Consider the following 19453-nt stretch of genomic DNA (forward strand, 5'->3'; position numbering starts at 1 on the left):
TTCCGGCTCCGGAATCGACCCCGTCAGCGGCTCCGCACCGGCCGCGTGGCAGTTCGACAGGGGGACCGTGCTGCACGGCGACCCCGGAGTGTGCGAGAGTCTGCGATCGGATAGTCAGACCGCCGCCCGGTACTGCCGCATGTCGGGCACCCGCGCGGCCCGGTGTCGGTCAAGCGGCCCGGCGGCGCGCAGCCGACCGGCGGAGCACAGGCGGAGCACATCGTGGGACAGCCAACCGGGGAGTTCGGGCAGGAGAACCTGCGCGTACGGTCGGGCGATTTGGTCTCCGGACGGTACCTGGTCACCGTCGGGAGCCCGGACGGCTCGGACGTCCAGCCATGCCCGCTGGAGCGGTGGCCGCTGACCCAGCTGCGCCCGGAGCTGGACGGCCGCACCGGCGCCCGTCCGGCCAGCGGCCCGGGACCGAGCCCGGCGGTCGGCCCGCTCGCGCTGGGCACCGGCCACGACGAGCTGCCGCTGCTGGACCGCGAGGCCGAGGTCGCCCAGCTGCTCGCCAAGCTCGCCGAGGGCCGCTCGATCCGGCTGGTCGGCGAGCCCGGCTCCGGCCGCAGCGCGCTGCTCGCGGCGGTCGCCGAGGGCGCCGCCGAGCTCGCGCCGCACGGGGTGGTCCGGCTCTGCGGCCACCGGCGCGACGCCGACGACCTGCTCCAGGACCTGTTCGCCGCCACCCACCAGGCGGCCGGCTTCCGCCCCGACCGCGGCCAACTGCCCGAGCTGCTCAGCCGGGTGGGCGCGATCGTGGTGATCGACGAGGTGGTGCCGGACGGCGCCGAGCTGGAGGAGCTGCTCGCCACCGCGCCCGAGTGCGCGTTCCTGATCACGCTGGCGGTCGGCTCCGGCGGCGCGCTGCCGGTCGGCTCCCGGCTGGAGGACCACCTGGTCGCCGGCCTCTCGCGGGCCGCCTGCCTGGCGCTCACCGCCCGCCTCGCCGGCCGCGCGCTGGACGAGGCCGAGCGGGCCTGGGGCGTGGACCTCTGGTTCGAGTCGGAGGGCCTGCCGCTGCGCTTCGTCCAGGCCGCCGCGCTGCTGCGCCGGCGCGACCTCGCGGTGGACGCGCTGCTCGCCGCCGAGGAGGACCGCCGGGACGTCTTCGGCGGCCCGCAGGCCGACGGCGCCCCGGACGCCGACCCGGCGATCCGGGAGGCGGAGCTGCGCGCCTCGGTGCCGCTGCCCTCTGTGGCCGAGGCGGCCGCGCCCGCGCCGCTGCTCGCCGAGGGGCTCGGCGAGGCCGCGCAGGCCGTGCTGCGGCTCGCGGTGGCGCTCGGCGGCGAGTGCCCGACCGCGCCGCACCTGCCCGCGCTGATCAACGTGGACCACGGCGAGAGCGCGCTGCGCGAACTCGTCGACTGCGGGCTGGCCGAGGTGATCGGCGGCCACCACCGGCTCACCGCGGGCGTGCTGGCCGACCTGGCCCCGCAGTGGGGCACCGACCAGGACAGCACCCTCGGCGCGGCGCAGCACTTCTCCTGGTGGCTCGGCCACGGCTCGGTCAGCACCCCGCAGATCGCCGCCGAGGCCGAGGTGGTGCTCGGCGCGCTGCAGGCGGACCGGACGGCCGGGCGCACCGACGCGGTGCTCCGGCTGGCCCGCGCGGCCGCCCCCGCGTTCGCGCTGGCGCTGCGCTGGGGTGCCTGGCGCGAGGTGCTGGAACTCGGCCTGGAGGTCGCCCGCCAGGCCCACCGCAGCCGCGACGAGGCCTGGTTCGAGCACGAGTTGGGCGTCTACTGGCTCTGCCGGGACGATCGCGGGGCGGCGCGGGCCGCGGTGGACGCGGCCGGCGTGCTGCGGGCCGCCGACGGCGACGTGCGCGGCCTGGCCGCCACCCGGCGGATGCTGATGCTGCTCCAGGAGGCCGAGCGCCCGGCACTCGCGACCGAGGCCGAGACACAGCTGATCCGACGCCCGGTCATCCGGGTGCTGGCGCAGCGCTCCTGGCGCAAGGCCTCGGCCCCGGTCGAGCTGCTGCGCGGCCGCTCGCAGCGGAGCGTGCTGCTCGCCGCGGGCGGCCTGCTCGGGCTCTGCGTGGTGGGCGCGGCGGTGGCCCTGAGCGCCGGTGGCGGCGGTGGCGCACAGCCGGCGGGCGGTGGCTCGACGGGCGTGCCGGTGCTGACCGGCGGTACGGGTGCAGGGTCGCCGAGCGCCACGGGCTCGGCCACGGCCACGGCGTCCGCCACGGCGACGGGGTCGGCCTCCGACTCGGCCACGCCGTCCACGGCCGGTTCCGACCAGGCCTCGGCCGATTCGACGGCGACGGCCGGCCCGACCGCGACCCGGAGCCGGCGGCCGAACCCGACGGCCACCGCGACGGCGCCGCAGTCGCCGGGCACGCCGACGACCGACACCTCCACGCCGCCGCAGACCCCGAGCAGCCAGGCCCCGACCACCCAGGCCGCCCCCACCACCCCGGACGCCCCGCCGCCGACCACGACCGCGCCGGACGCCCCGCCGACGACCACCCGGCCGACCACCGCGCCGCCGACGACCCCGCCGCCGACGACGCCGCCCCCGACCACCCCGCCGCCGACGACGCCGCCCCCGACCACCCCGCCGCCCACCACCGCCCCGCCGACCAGCGCGGCTCCGCCCAGCCGCACCTGACGACTGCGCCGCCGAGGACATCGCTGACGAGCGCTGGCCCGCGCAGCCACGTCTGACGCCCGCGCTACGGTCGAGCGCTGCCCCGCGCAGCCACACCTGACGACTGTGCGCCGCCCATGAACGCGAGACCGCGCCGCCCGATGGGCGGCGCGGTCTCGCGGTGGTGCTGTCACGGGGTGCGGGTCGGGGCGCGCTTCGGGGTTCGAGCGCGGTGGCAATGCCCCAGCCGCGCTCCAGGAGCCCGTGGCACCCGCACGGGCGCTCGCCGTCCGCGCAAGCGCCCGTGTGCTCCCGGGAGGCGCCCAGGGCCCGCCCGGTGGATCTTGTCGGATCAGCGCGCGGTTCCCCCGGCCGAAGGCTCGGGGGCGGATGCCCGGCGTCGCGCACCCGGCACGACCGGCCGGCCAGGGCCCAGCTGGCCCCTGACCGGGGCCCCCGGGCCCGCCTCTCGGCCCGTCGATCAGAAGAGCTTCAGCTTGTCGTCGTCGATCCCGCGCAGGGCGTCGTAGTCCAGCACCACGCAGTCGATGCCGCGGTCGGTGGCCAGCACGCGGGCCTGGGGCTTGATCTCCTGGGCGGCGAAGATGCCCTTCACCGGGGCGAGCAGCGGGTCGCGGTTGAGCAGTTCGAGGTAGCGGGTCAGCTGCTCGACGCCGTCGATCTCGCCGCGGCGCTTGATCTCGACGGCGACCGTGCCGCCGTTCGCGTCGCGGCACAGGATGTCCACCGGGCCGATCGCGGTGGGGTACTCGCGGCGGACCAGCGACCAGCCGGTGCCGAGCACCTCCATCCGGTCGGCGAGGAGTTCCTGCAGGTGGGCCTCGACGCCGTCCTTGATCAGGCCGGGGTCCACGCCGAGTTCGTGTGAGGAGTCGTGGAGGACCTCCTCCAGCGTGATGATCAGCTTCTCGCCGGCCTTGTTCTCGACCGTCCACGAGCCGTCGGCCTCCTTGAGGCTGCACGGCGGGGACATCCAGTTGAGCGGCTTGTAGGCACGGTCGTCGGCATGGATGCTCACGCTCCCGTCGGCCTTGACCAGGATCAACCGGGTGGCGGAGGGCAGGTGGGCGGAGAGCCGACCGGCGTAGTCGACAGAGCAACGGGCGATGACAAGACGCATGGGGGCAAGCCTAGGCGTTCCCGGGGCGGGCCCTGACGCGGCCACGGAAAGTGAAACAGTGTGGACGCTCTGTGCGTCAAGGCGTTCGACCGGCGCGCGCCGAGCCCCGGGAATCCCGGCGCTCTGGGGCCTCCCGCCGAGACGCGCGGTCGGCTCACCGGCCTGCGCAGGGCCAATTGAAGCGAGTCCGTACCAGGGGTGTACCGGGGAGATGAAGGAGGCGAACCATGGGAAGCCGGGAGCCCGAGGCTTCCGCAGTCTGGCGCCTGCGCGCACAGGCCGCTACGTTGGGTGACGTCCTCGGACGCCCGCGTAGCCAACGGGGACGGAGTGTGGACATGGCGGGTCCGACGGGATCCGGTCGATACGGCCGTTCCGGCCAAGCTGGCCGGAACGGCCGCGGTGTCGAGATTTTCGACGTGAATTGCGGTAATCGCGAGTTTTGTCGCGTCTAGCCTGCCAATCTGGTCGAGGCCGTCGCCCGCCCGGCCAGGGCAGCGCAGATGCCGGCACCACGCGCGACGGCGAGAACGAGCAACGGAACCAGCGAGCAGCACGAGCCGGCAGTACCAGCGAGCAGCACCAGCGATCTCTGGCAACGAGCCGTAGCACCGACAAGCGGCACCACACAGCAGTGGCACCGCCATCACCATCAGTGGAACAAAACGGCACCAACCGCACCAAACGCACCACGGCACCAACCACTCGCGTGAGGTGCGCGGGTGGACCGCGAGAGGAGAACCCATGTCGCTCGACGTCTCACCGGCCCTCCTGGAGAAGGCCGAGCGAGGCGAGGTCGACGAGCGGGAGTTCGTCGACTGCGTCCGTACGTCCCTGCCCTATGCGTGGGACCTGATCAGTTCGCTCGTCGCCCAGATGGGCGTCGACGGCACCGGCTTCGCGGACAACCACGTCCCGCCGCCCAGCGAGCAGGAGCGCGGTCAGCTGTTGCGCGCCATGGCGAGCGACGCGATCCGCGGGGCCCTGCAGCGGCACTTCGGGGTCAGGCTGGCTTTCCAGAACTGCCACCGGGTGGCGGTCTTCGGGCCCGCGACGGACACCGAGGAGCGCTACCGGCGCTTCACCTCGGTCCGGGCCCAGTTGCTGAACCAGTCGGCCGAGCTCCGGGACTGTTGACCCGTCAGTCGGTGGACCCCGTGTGTGAGCAGCGGGCGGGGTCCACCGACTGGCCGCGATGGCCTCGATGCCCGGCCGAGCCGTACCGGCGACCTCGGCCGAGCCGGGACGGCACCTCAGCCGAGCTGGGGCAGCACCTCGGCGCCGAGCCGGGCGATGTTCTGCATGGTGGCCTCGTGGTCGCCGGAGCCCTCGGCGAGCAGTGCGAAGCGCCGGATCCCGGTCCGCTCGGCGGTGGCCAGCAGCCGGTCCGCGCACTGCCGCGGGGTGCCGACCGCGTGCAGGTCGCAGAGCAGCTCGGTGTACGCGTACGGGTCGCGCATCTTGCGCTCCCGCCCGTCCACCGTGCGGTGGGCGCCGAGGCCGTACTCGAACCAGCCGGGCATCGCCCGCAGCAGCGTGGCGCGCGCGGCGGGGGAGCGGTCCTCGACCTGTGCCACCCCGGCGGCCACGTGCTCGCGCTCGACCCGGAGCAGCTGCTCCTCGCCCCGCCCGGTGGCCCGCCAGGCGCTCCGGTAGGCGGCCAGCATCTGCTGCTTGTCCTCGTCGCCGGAGTGCATCCCGAGCAGCATCGGCAGTCCGCGCTCGGCCGCCAGTCGAACACTGGCGGGTGAGGTGCAGGCGACCACCACCGGCGGCCCGGCGGCCGCACCGGTCCCACCCCCGGCGCCCGCGGCAAGCTGCCCGTCGGTCCGCTGCCGCGGGAACCGCAGCGCCGGCTCGCTCTGCAGGCCGAGCCAGTCGGCCAGCTCCTCCCCGCTCAGCCGGGACGGCTCGACGGCCCGCGGCACCACTGCGACCTCGGGGAAGCTGAACTGCGGCCCGTCCGCCCGCACCCGCGAGCCGCGCAGCCAGCGCAGCAACAGGTCGAGCCGCTCGGCGAAGCCCTCCTCGTAGGCGGCCACGCCGTCGCCGAAGACGGTCAGGTCGATCCACGGGCCGCCGCGCCCGACCCCCAGGGTGAACCGCCCGCCGGCCGTCAGGTGCAGCAGCGCGGCCTGCTCGCCGAGCGCCACCGGGTGCGTCGTGGAGAGCACGCTGACGGCGGTGCCGAGCTGGATCCGCTTCGTCCGGCCGAGCAGCAGCGCGGCGAGCGTGACCGCGTTCGGGCAGACCCCGTACGGCACGAAGTGGTGCTCGGCCAGCCACACCGCATCCAGCCCGGCCCGCTCGGCGGCCAGGGTGGCGGCCACCGTGCGGTCCAGCGCCTGGGAGTGGCTCTGGCCGGGGAACTGGGCGGAGAGCAGGAAGGCGCCGACCCGGACGGTGTCCTGCGCCGCCGGATGGCCGCCACCGCGCTCCACCTCCACCGCAGGCATCGGCCGGGCGTCCTCGGGCGCGGTGTCGGCGCCGTCCAGCACGTCGGCGTCGGCACTGGTCTTGGTCACGGGAAGTCCTCCTTGGGCGCGCGCGGGCCGGACGGGGCGCCGCCGCTGTTCCCTCGTGAGTAACCCATGTCATGTGCCATAGGCACCCGGATCGGCCGATTTCCCCTGGGATCGGGTGGAAATTCCGGATAATCCCGCGCGTCACACCAGCCACGTGATAGGGGATACCGGGTCGTTCCGGACCTCGTCCCGGACCCTGTTACAGACTGTTCCGGACCCCCGGCCGGGCTCGTTCCCGGCCTTCGCCCCGGGCCGTCGGATCCGGACCCTTAGTCTGTTCGGAGAGCAATCGCGCCCCCACCGAAAGGTGATCACCGTGTCTCCCCGCCGCAACCGGATCAGCAGCAACGCCGATCGGGCCTCCGAGCAGCCGGCCCCGCTGGGCGGTTCGCTGCGCCGCAGCGAAACGTTCCGCGGTGAGGAGTGGGTGGTTCAGACCGTGGCCGGCTCGGCCGGCCGGCAGTACCGCTGCCCGGGCTGCGACCAGGAGATCCCGGCGGGCGTCGGACACGTGGTGGCCTGGCCCTCGTACGGCGCCGGGGTGGACGACCGGCGGCACTGGCACCGGGCCTGCTGGAACGCGCGGGAGCGCCGCGGCTCGGCCGTCCAGCGCGGCCGCGGCGCCCCGAAGTACTAGGTCGGGTCGAGCCGGCCGGTCAGGCGTCCCTGGCCTTCAGCACGATGGCGCCGCCGACCAGCGCGGCCAGGGTCCAGGCGGCGCAGAGGAAGAACCCGGCCAGCCAGCCGTACGGCTCGCCCGGCGCCTGGAAGACCGTCAGCATCTGGCGCCCGGCGTAGTCGGGGAAGTAGTGCGCGACGTTCTTCACCTTGGGCACCGCCGACAGGATCGGCGACAGCAGGAAGAAGAACGGCACCAGCACGCCGAGCGCCAGCGTCTGGTTGTGCAGCATCGCGGTGACGCCGGCCGAGAAGAGGCAGAGCAGCATCAGGTAGACCGCCGCGCCGAACACCGCGCGCAGCACGCCGTCCGAGCCGAGCGTGGTGTGGTGGCTCCCGAGCAGCGCCTGGCCGAGGAAGAACGTCACGAACGCGGTGATCAGCGAGGTGATCAGCGCCAGCACGCCGATCACCACGGACTTCGCGGTCAGCAGCCTGACGCGCTGCGGGACGGCGGCCAGCGAGAGGCGGATCATCCGGCTGCTGTACTCGTTGCCGATAGCCAGCACGCCGAAGACGATCATCGAGATCTCGCCGAGCCCGATGCCGGCGAAGCTGGTCGCGGTCGCGTCGAAGGGCGCCTTCTCGTTCTTGGTGAAGTCGGCGAAGTTGTTCTTGGTGAGCAGCGAGATCAGCGCGCCGAGCCCGGCGGTGACCACGAAGGTCAGCAGCAGCGTCCACATGGTGGAGCGGACGCTGCGGATCTTCGTCCACTCGGAGCTCAGGATCGCGGTGAAGGGCGCGGCCCCCTGGGAGGCCCGGGCCGTGCGGGCCCCGATCGCCGTCGTGTCTGCCATCTCAGTTCGCGCCCTTCTGCTGCTTGGACCGCTTGGACGACTGCTTCCTGCCCGTCTGCTGCCAGTCCGCGCCCCAGGCGAGGGTCGGGCTGTCCGGTGCGGCGCCGAACAGCGCGGCGCCGGCCGCGTCGGTGCCGGCGCCGTCGATGCCCGCGTGGTACTCCACCGAGTCGGCGGTCATCTGCATGAACGCCTCCTCCAGCGAGGCCCGCTGCGGGCTCAGCTCGTGCAGCGTGACGCCGTGCGCGGCGGCCAGCTCGCCGAGCGCGGCGGGATCGCCGCCGACCACCTCGTACGAGCCGTCAGGTCCCGGCTCCACGGGCAGCGGCTGGCCGGCGAGCGCGTCCAGCAGCTGTTCCGGCTGCGGGGTGCGCAGGCGCACCGAGGAGCGCGAGTTCTGCGCGATGAACTCGGCCATCGGCAGGTCGGCGAGCAGCCGGCCCTTGCCGATCACGACCAGGTGGTCGGCGGTCAGCGCCATCTCGCTCATCAGGTGCGAGGAGACGAAGACCGTCCGCCCCTCGGCGGCCAGTCGCTTCATCAGGTTGCGGATCCACAGGATGCCCTCGGGGTCGAGCCCGTTGACCGGCTCGTCGAACATCAGGATCTCCGGGTCGCCGAGCAGCGCGGAGGCGATGCCGAGCCGCTGGCCCATGCCGAGCGAGAAGCCGCGGGCCCGCTTGCGGGCGACCTCGGTGAGGCCGACCAGCGCCAGCACCTCGTCCACTCGGCCGACCGGGATCCGGTTGGCCTGGGCCTGCCAGAGCAGGTGGTTGTACGCCGTCCGCCCCGGGTGCACGGCCTGTGCCTCCAGTAGCGCGCCGATGTATCTGAGCGGCTCGGCAAGCTGCTCGTAGCGCTTGCCGTCGATGGTGACCCGGCCACTGGTCGGGTGGTCCAGGTCGAGGATCATCCGCATCGTCGTCGACTTGCCGGCGCCGTTCGGTCCGAGGAAGCCGGTCACCACTCCCTGCGGGACCTGGAAGGTCAGTCCGTCCACCGCGGTCTTGTCGCCGTAGCGCTTGGTCAGTTCGTGCAGTTCGATCATCGCCGCTCCCGGAACGTGGCCGCTCTCGATCGGTCAATCCCTGTCAGGCTATGACAAGTAGCACCGGGTGGCCCGCATTGTGCGCCTCTTTGGTACGCCCCCTACGGTGGGCGCCATGACCGAACTCTCCCTCTCCGTGCGCGAGACCGGCAGCGGTACGCCGCTGGTGCTGCTGCACGCCTTCCCCCTCAGCTCCGCGATGTGGCGGGCGCAGCTCGACGGCGCGCTCGGTGGTGCCCGGGTCATCGCGCCCGACCTGCGCGGCTTCGGCGGCTCGCCGTCCCCGGTCGGTGAGCCCTCGCTGGACCTCTGGGCCGACGACGTGGCCCGCCTGCTGGACGAGGTGGGGGAGGAGCGCGTGGTCCTCGGCGGGCTCTCGATGGGTGGCTACCTGGCGCTGGCCTTCGCCCGCCGCCACCCCGACCGGCTGGCCGGGCTGTTGCTCGCGAACACCAGGGCGAGTGCGGACACGCCGGCGGCGCTCGCCAACCGGGAGCGGATCGCGGCCGCGGTGGAGGCCAGGGAGAGCGTGGCGCTGCTCGCCGAGGAGAAGATGGAGAGCACGCTGCTCGGCCCGGACCCGGCGCCGGAGCTGGTGGCCGAGGTGCGGGCGATGATCGCGTCCGCGGCGCCCTCGGCGGTGGCCTGGGCGCAGCGCGCGATGGCGGCGCGGCCCGACTCGTTCGAGACGCTGGCCGGGCTGCGGGTGCCGGTCGCGGTGGTGGTCGGCGAGCACGACGGGCTGACGCCGGTGGCGGACGCCCGGGCGATGGTGGCGGCGCTGCCGGCCGCCGACCTGACGGTGATCGCGAGCGTCGGGCACCTCAGCGCGCTGGAGGCGCCGGCGGCGTTCAACGCGGCGGTGCAGGGGCTGCTGCGCAAGGCGGGGTGACCGGCGCGGGTCGGAGTGCGTGTGGCGGCGCGCGCCCCCTGTGGGCGAATGCGCCGGGTGCGTTCACGCCGGCACACCGGGCTGGTCCGCACCGGGGGAGTGCGTGAAACGGCCGCCGGCCCCCGCCCGAAGGCGGGGGCCGGCGGCCGTTCAGCGGAGCCCGGGAAGCCCGTGGCGCTCCGTCAGCGCGACTGCTGCGCCGGAACGCCCAGCGCGTCGTCGGTCGGCAGCGAAGCCGCCGCCACCGCCGCGCCGGTCAGCGTGGCGAGCATCTCGCGCACGTTGGTGAGCTGGGCGTTGATCGAGTCGCGGCGGTTGGTCAGAGCGGCCAGCTCGCGCTCGGACTCGCTGCGGATCCGGTCGGCCTTGGCGTTGGCGTCCGCGACGATGTCCTCGGACTGGCGCTGGGCGGTCTCCACCGTCTGGCGGGCCCGGCGCTCGGCGTCGGTGCGCAGCTTCTCGGCCTCCAGGCGCAGCTGCTCGGCCCGGTGCTCGATCTCGGCCAGACGCTTCTCGGCCTTGGCCTGACGGGCCGCCAGGTCGCGCTCGGACTGCTCCCGGCGCTTGGCCAGGTTGGTCTCGAACTCCAGCGCGGCCTGGGCGGCCTTGGTGCGGGTCTCCTCGAAGAGGGCGTCCGCCTCCTCACGCTTGTTCTGGGCGTCCTTGTTGGCCTCGGCGCGCAGCTGGGAGCTGTCGCTCTTCGCCTTGTCGACGATCCGCAGGCCCTCGTCCTCGGCCTTCGCCTTGCGGTCCTTGGCGTAGTTCTCCGCCTCGGAACGGACCTGCTGGGCGGCGGCCTCGGCCAGCTCGCGGTGCTGCTCGGCGGCGCGGTGCGCCTCCTCGCGCAGGTCCTTCGCCTCCTCCTCGGCCAGACGCAGGATCTTCTCGACCCGGGCACCGAGACCGGCGTACGAGGGCTCAGCCTCGGTCACCGCCGCCTGGGCGCTCTGGGTCTCCAGGTGGAGCTCCTCGATGCGCTTCTCCAGCGCGCTGATCCGGGTCAGCGCGCTGTCACGGTCGGCCACCAGCTTGGTGATCCGTTCGTCCACCTGGGCGCGCTCGTACCCACGGCGCACCAGGTCGAAGCCGTGAGGGGAGTGACTGTCGCTCATGGGGTTCTGGGCTTCCTGTCGTCAAACCGCTGATGAGGTTGAGGGAATCCTGACACGTTACCGGAGTGTCGTAGGTTAAAAACCTATGGCGGACGGACAATGTCCGCTCAATCGGGTGGTGTCCCCGTGGACCTGCCGCCACCCGATCGGGGGGCGCCCACTCCTGCGCCCGCCTTTGATCCCCCGTTGGCCCCGCTGTTCTTGCCGCCCGACGAGCCGGACGACTCACGCGCCGCGGCCTGCTGGACCGGTGACGGAGCCTCGAAGGCCTCCAGCGCCGACAGCACGTCCTGCACGCGCGAAATCTCGGTGTTGATGTCCTTGCGCCGGCGGACCAGTTCGTCCAGCTCGCGCCGGCCCTCGTCGGTCACCCGCTGGGCGTCGGCGCGGGCGGTCTCCTGGACCCGGTCCGCCTCCTCCTCGGCGAGCCGCAGCTGCTCGGCCGCGCTCTCCTCGGCGGCCCGCAGTCGCTTGGCCGCTTCGGTGGCCGCGGCCTCGATCTGCTCCTCGGCCTCGTCCTGAGCCGCCTTCAGCCGGGCCTCGGCCTCGCTGCTCTGCTGCTCGGCCTTGGCGCTGGAGTCGGCCAGCTTCTGCTCGGCCTCCTTCAGCAGGCCCTCGGCCTTGCGGACGGCGGCGATCCGGACCTTGCTGGCCTCCGCGGACGCCTCCGAGGTGAGCTCGGCGGCGCGCTCCTCGGCGGCGGCGACCAGCGAGGCCGCCCGCTCCTCGGCCTCGGCGACGGTCGCGACCGCCTGGTCCTCGGCCTCGGTGAGCTGCTCCTGAGCCGCCGTCACCAGCGCGTCGACCCGCTCGCCGGCCGACTTCATGGCCTGCGCGTTCTCCTTGCGGGCCCGCTCGTGCAGCGCCTCGATCTCCGCGTCGGTGCGCTCGCGCAGCTCCTCGGCGCGGTCGCGGATCGCGGTGGCGTCCCGGCGGGCCTCGGAGAGCAGCGCGTCGGCGTCGGCGCGGGCCCGCTCGACCTCGGCCTGGCCGGCCGCCTCGCCGGCGGCGACCAGCCGGTCGGCCTCCTTGCGGGCGGCGGCGACCATCGCGTCGGCCTGCTCCTCGGCCGCGGCGGTGGTGGCCAGCGCGGTGCTCTGGGCCTCGTCGCCGAGCGACTCGGCGTCCGCGAACGCCTTCTCCAGCACCGAGGTGGCCTGCGCCCTGGTCGCCGCGTCGTACTGCTCGGCCTGCTCGCGGGTGCCGCGGTCGTAGGCGTCGGCCCGGGTGCGGGTGTCGGTCTCGTACTCCTCGGCGAGCGTGCGGGTGGCGGCGGCGAACTCGTCGGCCTCGGTGCGGATCCGGGCGGCGTACTGCTCGGCGTCGGCGGCCAGCGCGGCTGCCCGCTCCTCGGCCTCGGCCACCGTCTGGCGACCCTGCGCCTGGGCGTCGCTGCGCAGCCGGTGCGCGTCCTCCTGGGCCTCGGCGAGGCGGTTGTCCGCCTCGGCGCGCAGCGCGGCGTCGTACTCGCCGGCCTCGGTGGTGACCCGGGCGGCCTCGGCCTCGGCGTCGGCGCGCAGGGTCGCCGCGTACTGCTCGGCGTCGGCGCGCAGCTCGTTGTCGTAGGCGTCGGCGTCGGTGCGGACCTGGGCGCTGTACGCCTCGGCCTCGACCTTCAGCCGGTCCCGGTACTCCTCGCCCTCGGTGCGCAGCGCGGCGGCGGCCTGCTCGGCCTGGGCGCGCTGCTCGGCCAGCTCGCGGCCGGTCTGCTCGCGCTGCTCGGCGGTCTCCCGCTCGGTGCGCTCGACCAGATCGGCGACCTGCTGGGCGGCGGACTCGTGCAGGCCGGCCACCGACTGGCGGACGCTCGCGGCCTCGTCCTCGGCGGCGGAGACCAGCTCGGCGGCCTGCGCGGTCGCGGTGGCGGTGGTGTCGCCGGCCTCCAGCCGGGCCCGCTCCAGCGCCTCGGCGGCCTCGGTGCGCAGCGCCTGGGCGGCGTTCTCGGCCTCGGCGGTGACCCGGGCGGCCTCGGCCTCGGCCCCGGCCCGCAGTGCGGCGCTCTCGGTCTCGGCGTCGCCGCGCAGCGTCTCGGCGGCGCTCTCGGCCTCGGCGCGGGCCTGCCGGGTGGCCTGCTCGGTCTCGGTGCGCAGTGCCTGGGCGGCGTTCTCGGCCTCGGCGGTGACCCGCTCGGCCTCCTGCCGCGCCGCGATCAGCACGTTCTGCGCGTGCGCGGCGGCCTCCGCGCGGGCGGCCTCGGCGGCCGCGGTGGCCTGCTCCAGCTGCTCGGCGGCCTGGGCGCGCTGCGCCTGGGCGGCGGCCTCGGCGTCGGCGGTGAGCCGGGCGGCCTCGGTCTCGGTCTCGGCGCGCAGCGCGGCGGTCTCGGCCGCCGTCCGCTCGGTGAGCTCGGCGGCCTGCGCGGCGGTTCGCTCGGTCAGCGCGGTGGTCTCCGCGGCCGTCCGCTCGGTGAGCTCGGCGGCCTGCGCCTCGGCCCGTTCGGTCAGCTCGGCCGCGGCGGCCTGCGCCTCGGCGTGCGCGAGCCGGGCGGCTTCCAGCTGCTCGGAGGTCTCGGTGCGCTCCTGGGCCAGTGCGGCGGCCTGCGCCTCGGCGGCCCGGCGGGCCTCCTCGCGCAGCGCGTTCGCGGTGGCCTCGGCCTCGGCGAGCACCCGGTCGGCCTCGGCCTGCGACTGGGCCTCGCGGGCCTCGGCGGCGGCCTGGGCCTCAGCCTGCAGCGCACTCGCCTCGCGCTGCGCCTCGGCCCGGACCCGCTGGTCGTAGTCGGCGGCCTCGCGGCGCAGCTCGGCGGTCTCCCGCTCGGTCGCCGCGCGGTTCTCGGCGGCGGCGGCCTTCGCGGCGGCCAGCGCGTCCCGGTGCTGCTGCTCGGCGGCGGCCGTCAGCTTCTCGGCCTCGCTGCGGGCCCGGGCGAGCGTCTGCTCGGCCCGCGCCTGGGTCTGCTGGGCCTGCTCCTTGGCCTCGGCGCGCTGGCGCTCGATCTCGGCGAGTGCACCGGCCCGCAGCTCGTCGGAGTCGCCCTTGGCCTTGGTGAGCAGTTCCTCCGCGCTCTTCGCGGACTCCTCTATCTGGACGACGGCCTGCCGGCGCGCCTCGCCGCGCACCTTCTCGGCCTCGGCGGCGGCCTGGGCGCGCAGCTCCTCGGCCTCGGCGCGCAGCCGGGCCGCCTCGTCCTGCATCTGCTCCATCCGCGCGCGGATGCCCGCGGCGTCGTCCAGCGCGGCGTTCTGCGCCTGCTCGACGGCCGCCTCGGCCTGCGCGCGCAGCCGCTCGGCCTCCGCGGCGGCGCCCGCCCGGATCCGCTCGGCCTCGGCGGCGGCCTCGGCGCGGGTGGCCTCGGCGTCCTCCTCGGCCCGGGCCAGCGCCTCCTCGGCGCTCTTGGCCGCCTTGGCCAGGTGGACGGTCGCGTCCTTGGCGCCCTCGGCCCGGCCCTGCTCGCGGGCGTCGGTGCGGATCGCGTCGGCGGCCGCCTCGGCCTGGGCGCGCAGCTCGCTCGTCTCGGCGAGCGTGCTCGCGCGCAGCTCGGCGATGGCGGCCTCGGCCTCGGAGCGCAGCTGGGTGGCGACCGTCTCGGCGGCGGCGCGCAGCCGGTCGTTCTCGTCGTCGGCGGCGGCCATGGCGGCGTCCGCCTCGGCCTGGACCGTCTGCGCCCGGGTCAGCAGCTCGGTGGCCTCGGACTTGATCCGCTCGGCCTCCTGCCGGACCCGGTCGGCCTCCTGGTTGGCCTTGGCGACCATCCGGGCCACCTCGGCCCTGGCGGTCTGCGAGCGCTGCTCGCTGGCGGCCTCGCCGTCGGCGACCTTCTGCTCGGCGAACGCGGCCGCGTCGGCCTGCAGCTGCTCGGCGGCGCGCTCGGCCTGCTCGCGCAGCGCGGCGGCCTCCTGGCGGGCCCGCTCGGCCTCGGCGGCGGCCTGCTCGCGCAGCCGCTCGATCTCGGCCTGGGCCCGGCCGGCGGCGGCTTCGGCCTGCCGCTGGTCGTCGGCGGCCTGCTCCTTGAGCCGGTTGATCTCGGCCTCGGCGGCGGCCAGCTGCTGCTCGGCGGCGGCCTGCGCGCCGGCCAGCTGCTGCTGGGCCTCGTTGGCGGCGCTGCCGCGCAGCTCCTCGGCCTGGCGGGAGGTCTGCTGGGCCTGCTCGTTGGCGGCCCGCAGCAGGCGCTCGGCGTCGCTCTGGGCGCGCAGCAGCGCGGCCTCGGCGGCGGCCTGGGCCTCGCCACGGGCGGCGTCCACGTCGGCGGCGGTCTGCGCGCGGGCCTGGTCGGAGAGGGCGGTGGCCTCGGCGCGGGCGGCGGCCATCAGCCGGTCGGCCTCGCCGCGGGCCTCCTGGAGCAGGCGCTGGGCCTCCTGCTCGGTGCCCGCGCGGGTCTGCTCGGCCCAGTTGACGTTCTCGTTGACGTGCTGCTCGGCGGCGCGGCGCAGCTCGACGAGTTCGTCCTCCAGCTGGCGGCGGCGGGCGACCAGCTCGGCCTCCAGCCGGGCGGTGCGCTCGGCCGCCTCGGCCATCAGCCGCTGGGTCGCGGCCTGCGACTCGCGCAGCTGGCGCTCGGCGTTCTCGCGCAGCTGCTGGGCCTGGAGCTCGGCGGTGCGAAGGATCTGTTCGGCCTGGCCGGAGACGGCGTCGAAGGCGCGCGGCTGCGCAAGCTGCCGACGGGATTCGTGCAGCTTGGCCCGGAGCACCTCCACCTGGTAGGCGAGGTCCTCGGCATGCTCGACGGTCTTGTCCCGCTCCTTGCGAAGCCGCTCCATCTCGGCTTCGAACTGGGAGAGGTGATCATCAACCTCGTAGCGGTCGTTGCCCCGCACTCCGCGGTCCCATCCATCTCCTGGTCGCGTCCTCGACCGCGCGGCCCGGTCCGGCCCCGGACGGGGCCGACCGCGCTGGTCCTTGCATCCGCGGCCAGTCCCGTACGGGGGCTGGGCTTCGGACGGCCCCGGCGCTGGGGACGACCGCCACGGTCGGAGTCGCGGGCCGGGCGGGCGCGGTGGACCGCGCTACGCCGACCGGGTGGACTCCTGGGCGAACTCTTGCCTATGGAGAATGGTGACAGATCCGAACTGCGACCGTTCAGCCGTGCCCATGAAACGGACTCCCCTGCGACCCTGGGCAGTGTAGTGGGCCGGGGCGCGACTGTAACCGCCGAGGTGGGCAGTCGCCCAGGTTACCGGCTGGTCAATGAGCCTCGGAGTGGTCCTCGGCGTGGCCGGCGGGGTGCTCGGCGGAGGTGACCAGCTCGGTCAGCACGCCGCCGCAGTCCTTCGGGTGCAGGAACGTGATCCGCGAGCCCATCGAGCCGATCCGCGGCTGCTCGTAGAGCACCCGGACGCCCTTGGCCTTGATGTCGGCGGCGTCGCCGTCCACGTCGGCGGTGCCGAAGGCGATGTGGTGCACGCCCTCGCCGTTCTTGGCCAGCCACTTGGCGACCGTGGAGTCCTCGCGGGTCGGCTCCAGCAGCTGGAGGTACGAGGCACCGCCGTCGCCGGTGTCGTTGATCTTGAGCATCGCCTCGCGGACGCCCTGCTCCTCGTTCACCTCGCTGTGGAACACCTCGAAGCCGTACGTGGCACGGTAGAACTCGACGGTCTTGTCGAGGTCGAAGCAGGCGATTCCGATGTGGTCGATCCTGGTCAACACAGTGGGCCTCCTGAGGGTGGGTCGGACCAGTGCAGCGCAGAGAGAGGGTGCCGCGCCACCGGGTCACGTGCGAGCCTGATCACACCGTTGCTCCGGTGACGCCCGGGTTACGGGTCAGTACATTGAGCTGCATCCCTCTCCCCGGGCCCTGTCGCCGTGCCACACCGTCGGCGGGACTCGCTGGCCAAGACGCGCGAAGGGGCTCGTTTCCGATGTCTTCCGCTTCCACCGCTACAACGTCCGTGATCGTTGCGGGCGCCCGCACCCCGATGGGCCGGCTGCTCGGCTCGCTGAAGGGATTCTCCGGCGCCGAACTGGGCGCGTTCGCCATCAAGGAGGCCCTGACGCGGGCCGGGGTGACCGGCGACCAGGTGCAGTACGTGATCATGGGGCAGGTGCTGACCGCCGGCGCCGGCCAGATCCCGGCCCGCCAGGCCGCCGTCAAGGCCGGCATCCCGATGAACGTCCCGGCGCTGACCATCAACAAGGTCTGCCTGTCCGGCCTGGACGCGATCGCGCTGGCCGACCAGCTGATCCGCGCCGGCGAGTTCGACATCGTGGTCGCCGGTGGCCAGGAGTCGATGACCAACGCGCCGCACCTGCTGCCGAAGTCCCGCGAGGGCTTCAAGTACGGCTCGATCGAGATGCTCGACGCGATGGCCTACGACGGCCTGACCGACGCCTACGAGAACATCCCGATGGGTGAGTCCACCGAGAAGCACAACACCCGCCTCGGCATCGGCCGCGAGGTGCAGGACGAGATCGCCGCCCGCTCGCACCAGCGGGCCGCCGCCGCGCAGAAGAACGGCGTCTTCGACGCCGAGATCGTGCCGGTCGAGATCCCGCAGCGCAAGGGCGACCCGGTGCTGTTCAGCCAGGACGAGGGCATCCGCGCCGAGACCACGGTCGAGGGTCTGGCCAAGCTGCGCCCGGCCTTCACCAAGGACGGCACGATCACCGCCGGCACCTCCTCGCAGATCTCCGACGGCGCCGCCGCGGTGGTCGTGATGAGCAAGGCCAAGGCCGAGGAGCTGGGCCTGAGCTGGATCGCCGAGATCGGCGCGCACGGCAACGTGGCCGGCCCGGACAACTCGCTGCAGTCGCAGCCGTCCAACGCGATCAAGCACGCGGTCGCGAAGGAGGGCATCGCGGTCGAGGACCTCGACCTGATCGAGATCAACGAGGCGTTCGCGGCGGTCGCCCACCAGTCGATGCTGGACCTCGGCGTCACGGCCGAGAAGGTCAACGTCAACGGCGGCGCGATCGCGCTCGGCCACCCGATCGGGATGTCCGGCGCGCGCGTGGTGCTGCACCTGGCGCTGGAGCTGCAGCGCCGCGGCGGCGGCGTCGGCGCGGCCGCGCTGTGCGGCGGCGGCGGCCAGGGCGACGCCCTGATCGTCCGGGTGCCGAAGGCCTGACACCCCCTTTTCAGACGGGCCGGCGACCCCGACGGGGGTCGCCGGCCCTGACCGTGGAGACGGAGTAGCCGTGATCGATGTGCCCACCCTGGTCGAACAGGCCCGCGCGGGGCGCCCGCGTGCGGTGGCCCGGCTGATCTCGCTGGTCGAGAACGCCGCGCCCGAGCTGCGCGAGGCGATGGCGGCGCTGGCGCCGCACACCGGCCACGCGTACACCGTGGGGCTGACCGGTTCGCCCGGTGTCGGCAAGTCGACCAGCACCTCGGCGCTGGTCTCCGCCTACCGGCGGCTCGGCAAGCGGGTCGGGGTGCTCGCGGTGGACCCGTCCTCGCCGTTCTCCGGCGGCGCGCTGCTCGGCGACCGGGTGCGGATGCAGGACCACGCGACCGACCCGGACGTCTTCATCCGCTCGATGGCCACCCGCGGGCACCTCGGCGGGCTCTCCTGGGCGGCGCCGCAGGCGCTGCGGGTGCTGGACGCGGCCGGCTGCGACGTGATCCTGGTCGAGACGGTCGGCGTCGGCCAGTCCGAGGTCGAGGTGGCCGCGCAGGCGGACACCACGGTGGTGCTGCTGGCGCCGGGGATGGGCGACGGGATCCAGGCCGCGAAGGCGGGCATCCTGGAGATCGGCGACGTCTTCGTCGTCAACAAGGCCGACCGGGACGGCGCGGACGCGACCGCCCGGGAGCTGAGCCACATGCTCAGCCTCGGCGAGGCCCGTGAGCCGGGGGACTGGCGCCCGCCGATCGTCAAGACGGTGGCGGCCCGCGGCGAAGGTGTGGACGAGGTCGTCGAGGCGCTGGAGAAGCACCGCGCCTGGCTGGAGGAGCACGGCGAGCTGACGGCCCGTCGGCGGCGCCGGGCGGCTCAGGAGATCGAGGCGATCGCGCTGGCCGCGCTGCGCGCGCGGATCGGCGACCTGCGTGGCGACCGGCACCTCGACGCGCTGGCCGAGCAGGTGGCGGCCGGCCGGCTGGACCCGTACGGCGCGGCCGACGAGCTGGTCGCCGGGCTGACCGACGGCCGGTAGGGCCTGTCCGGGGCCTGGGCGGCAGTACGGCTCAGGCCCGGCCGCGCAGTGCGCGCAGGTGCTCGGCGATCGGCGCGAGCGCCTCGTACATCGCGTCGAGCTGGTCCTGGTCGAACCGGTCGATGAAGTGCGCCCGGACGCTGCGGACGTGGTCCGGTGCGACCCGCTGCATGGTCTCCCAGCCGAGCTCGGTGAGGTTGGCGTAGAGGCCGCGGCGGTCGCCCGGACACTCCTGACGGAGCACCAGGCCGGCGCTCTCCATCCGGGTGATCTGGTGCGAGAGCCGGCTCTTCGACTGCAGGGTCGCGGTGGCCAGGTCGGTCATCCGCATCCGCCGGTTCGGCGACTCGGAGAGCACGACCAGGATCTCGTAGTCGTTGATGGCCAGTTCGTGCTGCGCCAGCTCACGCCCCAGCTGGTACTCCAGCAGCTTGCTGACCTCCAGGTGGGCGCGCCACAGCCGCTGCTCCCGGGCGTTCAGCCAGGGGGTGTCGCCGGCGGCCGGCTCGGCGGGGGCCGGCGCTGCCGGGGCTGCTGCCGGGGTGGGCCCCGGGGCCTCGGTCGGCTCGGTGGCGTGCGTGTCCATAGAAGAATGATACCCGGTATTGTTCAATATTCTACAAGTTTATTGATCGCT

General features: G+C 74.5%; 14 protein-coding genes. 6 read left to right on the forward strand and 8 right to left on the reverse strand.

Annotation, left to right across the window (positions count from 1 at the left end):
* Window positions 1-222 precede the first annotated feature (222 nt).
* The gene (locus AC060L_RS07000) at window positions 223-2619 is read left to right on the forward strand and encodes an ATP-binding protein (protein ID WP_483797653.1); all 2397 of its coding nucleotides are present in this window, start codon (window positions 223-225) and stop codon (window positions 2617-2619) included.
* A gap of 460 nt (window positions 2620-3079) precedes the next feature.
* Here the strand turns inward: AC060L_RS07000 and nucS are convergent, their stop codons facing one another.
* Window positions 3080-3739, reverse strand: coding sequence for an endonuclease NucS (gene nucS, locus AC060L_RS07005; RefSeq protein WP_483797654.1), 660 nt, complete (start codon window positions 3737-3739; stop codon window positions 3080-3082).
* Window positions 3740-4483: 744 nt separating this feature from the next.
* Between nucS and AC060L_RS07010 the strand changes: the two genes are divergently transcribed.
* Entirely contained in the window at window positions 4484-4876 is a 393-nt protein-coding gene (locus tag AC060L_RS07010) for an SCO5389 family protein (RefSeq protein WP_483797655.1), read from the forward strand.
* A gap of 116 nt (window positions 4877-4992) precedes the next feature.
* Here the strand turns inward: AC060L_RS07010 and AC060L_RS07015 are convergent, their stop codons facing one another.
* Entirely contained in the window at window positions 4993-6195 is a 1203-nt protein-coding gene (locus tag AC060L_RS07015; protein ID WP_483797758.1) for an LLM class flavin-dependent oxidoreductase, read from the reverse strand.
* Window positions 6196-6580: 385 nt separating this feature from the next.
* Here AC060L_RS07015 and AC060L_RS07020 point away from each other — a divergent pair, with 385 nt between their 5' ends.
* The gene (locus AC060L_RS07020; RefSeq protein ID WP_483797656.1) at window positions 6581-6901 is read left to right on the forward strand and encodes an ATP/GTP-binding protein; all 321 of its coding nucleotides are present in this window, start codon (window positions 6581-6583) and stop codon (window positions 6899-6901) included.
* A gap of 19 nt (window positions 6902-6920) precedes the next feature.
* Here AC060L_RS07020 and AC060L_RS07025 read toward each other — a convergent pair whose 3' ends face one another.
* Both AC060L_RS07025 and AC060L_RS07030 read right to left on the reverse strand, forming a co-directional pair.
* Window positions 6921-7739, reverse strand: coding sequence for an ABC transporter permease (locus AC060L_RS07025; RefSeq protein WP_483797657.1), 819 nt, complete (start codon window positions 7737-7739; stop codon window positions 6921-6923).
* Window position 7740: 1 nt separating this feature from the next.
* Window positions 7741-8787, reverse strand: coding sequence for an ABC transporter ATP-binding protein (locus tag AC060L_RS07030; RefSeq protein ID WP_483797658.1), 1047 nt, complete (start codon window positions 8785-8787; stop codon window positions 7741-7743).
* 115 nt (window positions 8788-8902) lie between these two features.
* Between AC060L_RS07030 and AC060L_RS07035 the strand changes: the two genes are divergently transcribed.
* Window positions 8903-9679 carry an alpha/beta fold hydrolase gene (locus AC060L_RS07035; protein ID WP_483797659.1) on the forward strand — a complete coding sequence of 259 codons (777 nt, stop codon included), beginning with the start codon at window positions 8903-8905 and terminating at the stop codon, window positions 9677-9679.
* 182 nt (window positions 9680-9861) lie between these two features.
* Here the strand turns inward: AC060L_RS07035 and AC060L_RS07040 are convergent, their stop codons facing one another.
* The 3 genes from AC060L_RS07040 to mce all read right to left on the reverse strand — a co-directional run bounded on the left by AC060L_RS07040 (window position 9862) and on the right by mce (window position 16368).
* Window positions 9862-10791 carry a cellulose-binding protein gene (locus tag AC060L_RS07040; RefSeq protein WP_483797660.1) on the reverse strand — a complete coding sequence of 310 codons (930 nt, stop codon included), beginning with the start codon at window positions 10789-10791 and terminating at the stop codon, window positions 9862-9864.
* 107 nt (window positions 10792-10898) lie between these two features.
* Entirely contained in the window at window positions 10899-15539 is a 4641-nt protein-coding gene (locus tag AC060L_RS07045) for a hypothetical protein (protein ID WP_483797661.1), read from the reverse strand.
* 367 nt (window positions 15540-15906) lie between these two features.
* A complete protein-coding gene (mce, locus tag AC060L_RS07050; RefSeq protein WP_483797662.1) occupies window positions 15907-16368 on the reverse strand; it encodes a methylmalonyl-CoA epimerase in 462 nt (153 codons plus the stop codon).
* A 212-nt stretch (window positions 16369-16580) separates the two neighbouring features.
* Between mce and AC060L_RS07055 the strand changes: the two genes are divergently transcribed.
* A complete protein-coding gene (locus AC060L_RS07055; RefSeq protein WP_483797663.1) occupies window positions 16581-17786 on the forward strand; it encodes an acetyl-CoA C-acetyltransferase in 1206 nt (401 codons plus the stop codon).
* 70 nt (window positions 17787-17856) lie between these two features.
* Entirely contained in the window at window positions 17857-18816 is a 960-nt protein-coding gene (meaB, locus tag AC060L_RS07060; protein WP_483797664.1) for a methylmalonyl Co-A mutase-associated GTPase MeaB, read from the forward strand.
* A gap of 31 nt (window positions 18817-18847) precedes the next feature.
* Here meaB and AC060L_RS07065 read toward each other — a convergent pair whose 3' ends face one another.
* Entirely contained in the window at window positions 18848-19402 is a 555-nt protein-coding gene (locus AC060L_RS07065) for a MarR family winged helix-turn-helix transcriptional regulator (protein ID WP_483797665.1), read from the reverse strand.
* Window positions 19403-19453: the final 51 nt, after the last annotated feature.

It is taken from the genome of Kitasatospora sp. NEAU-69, from assembly GCF_057158765.1.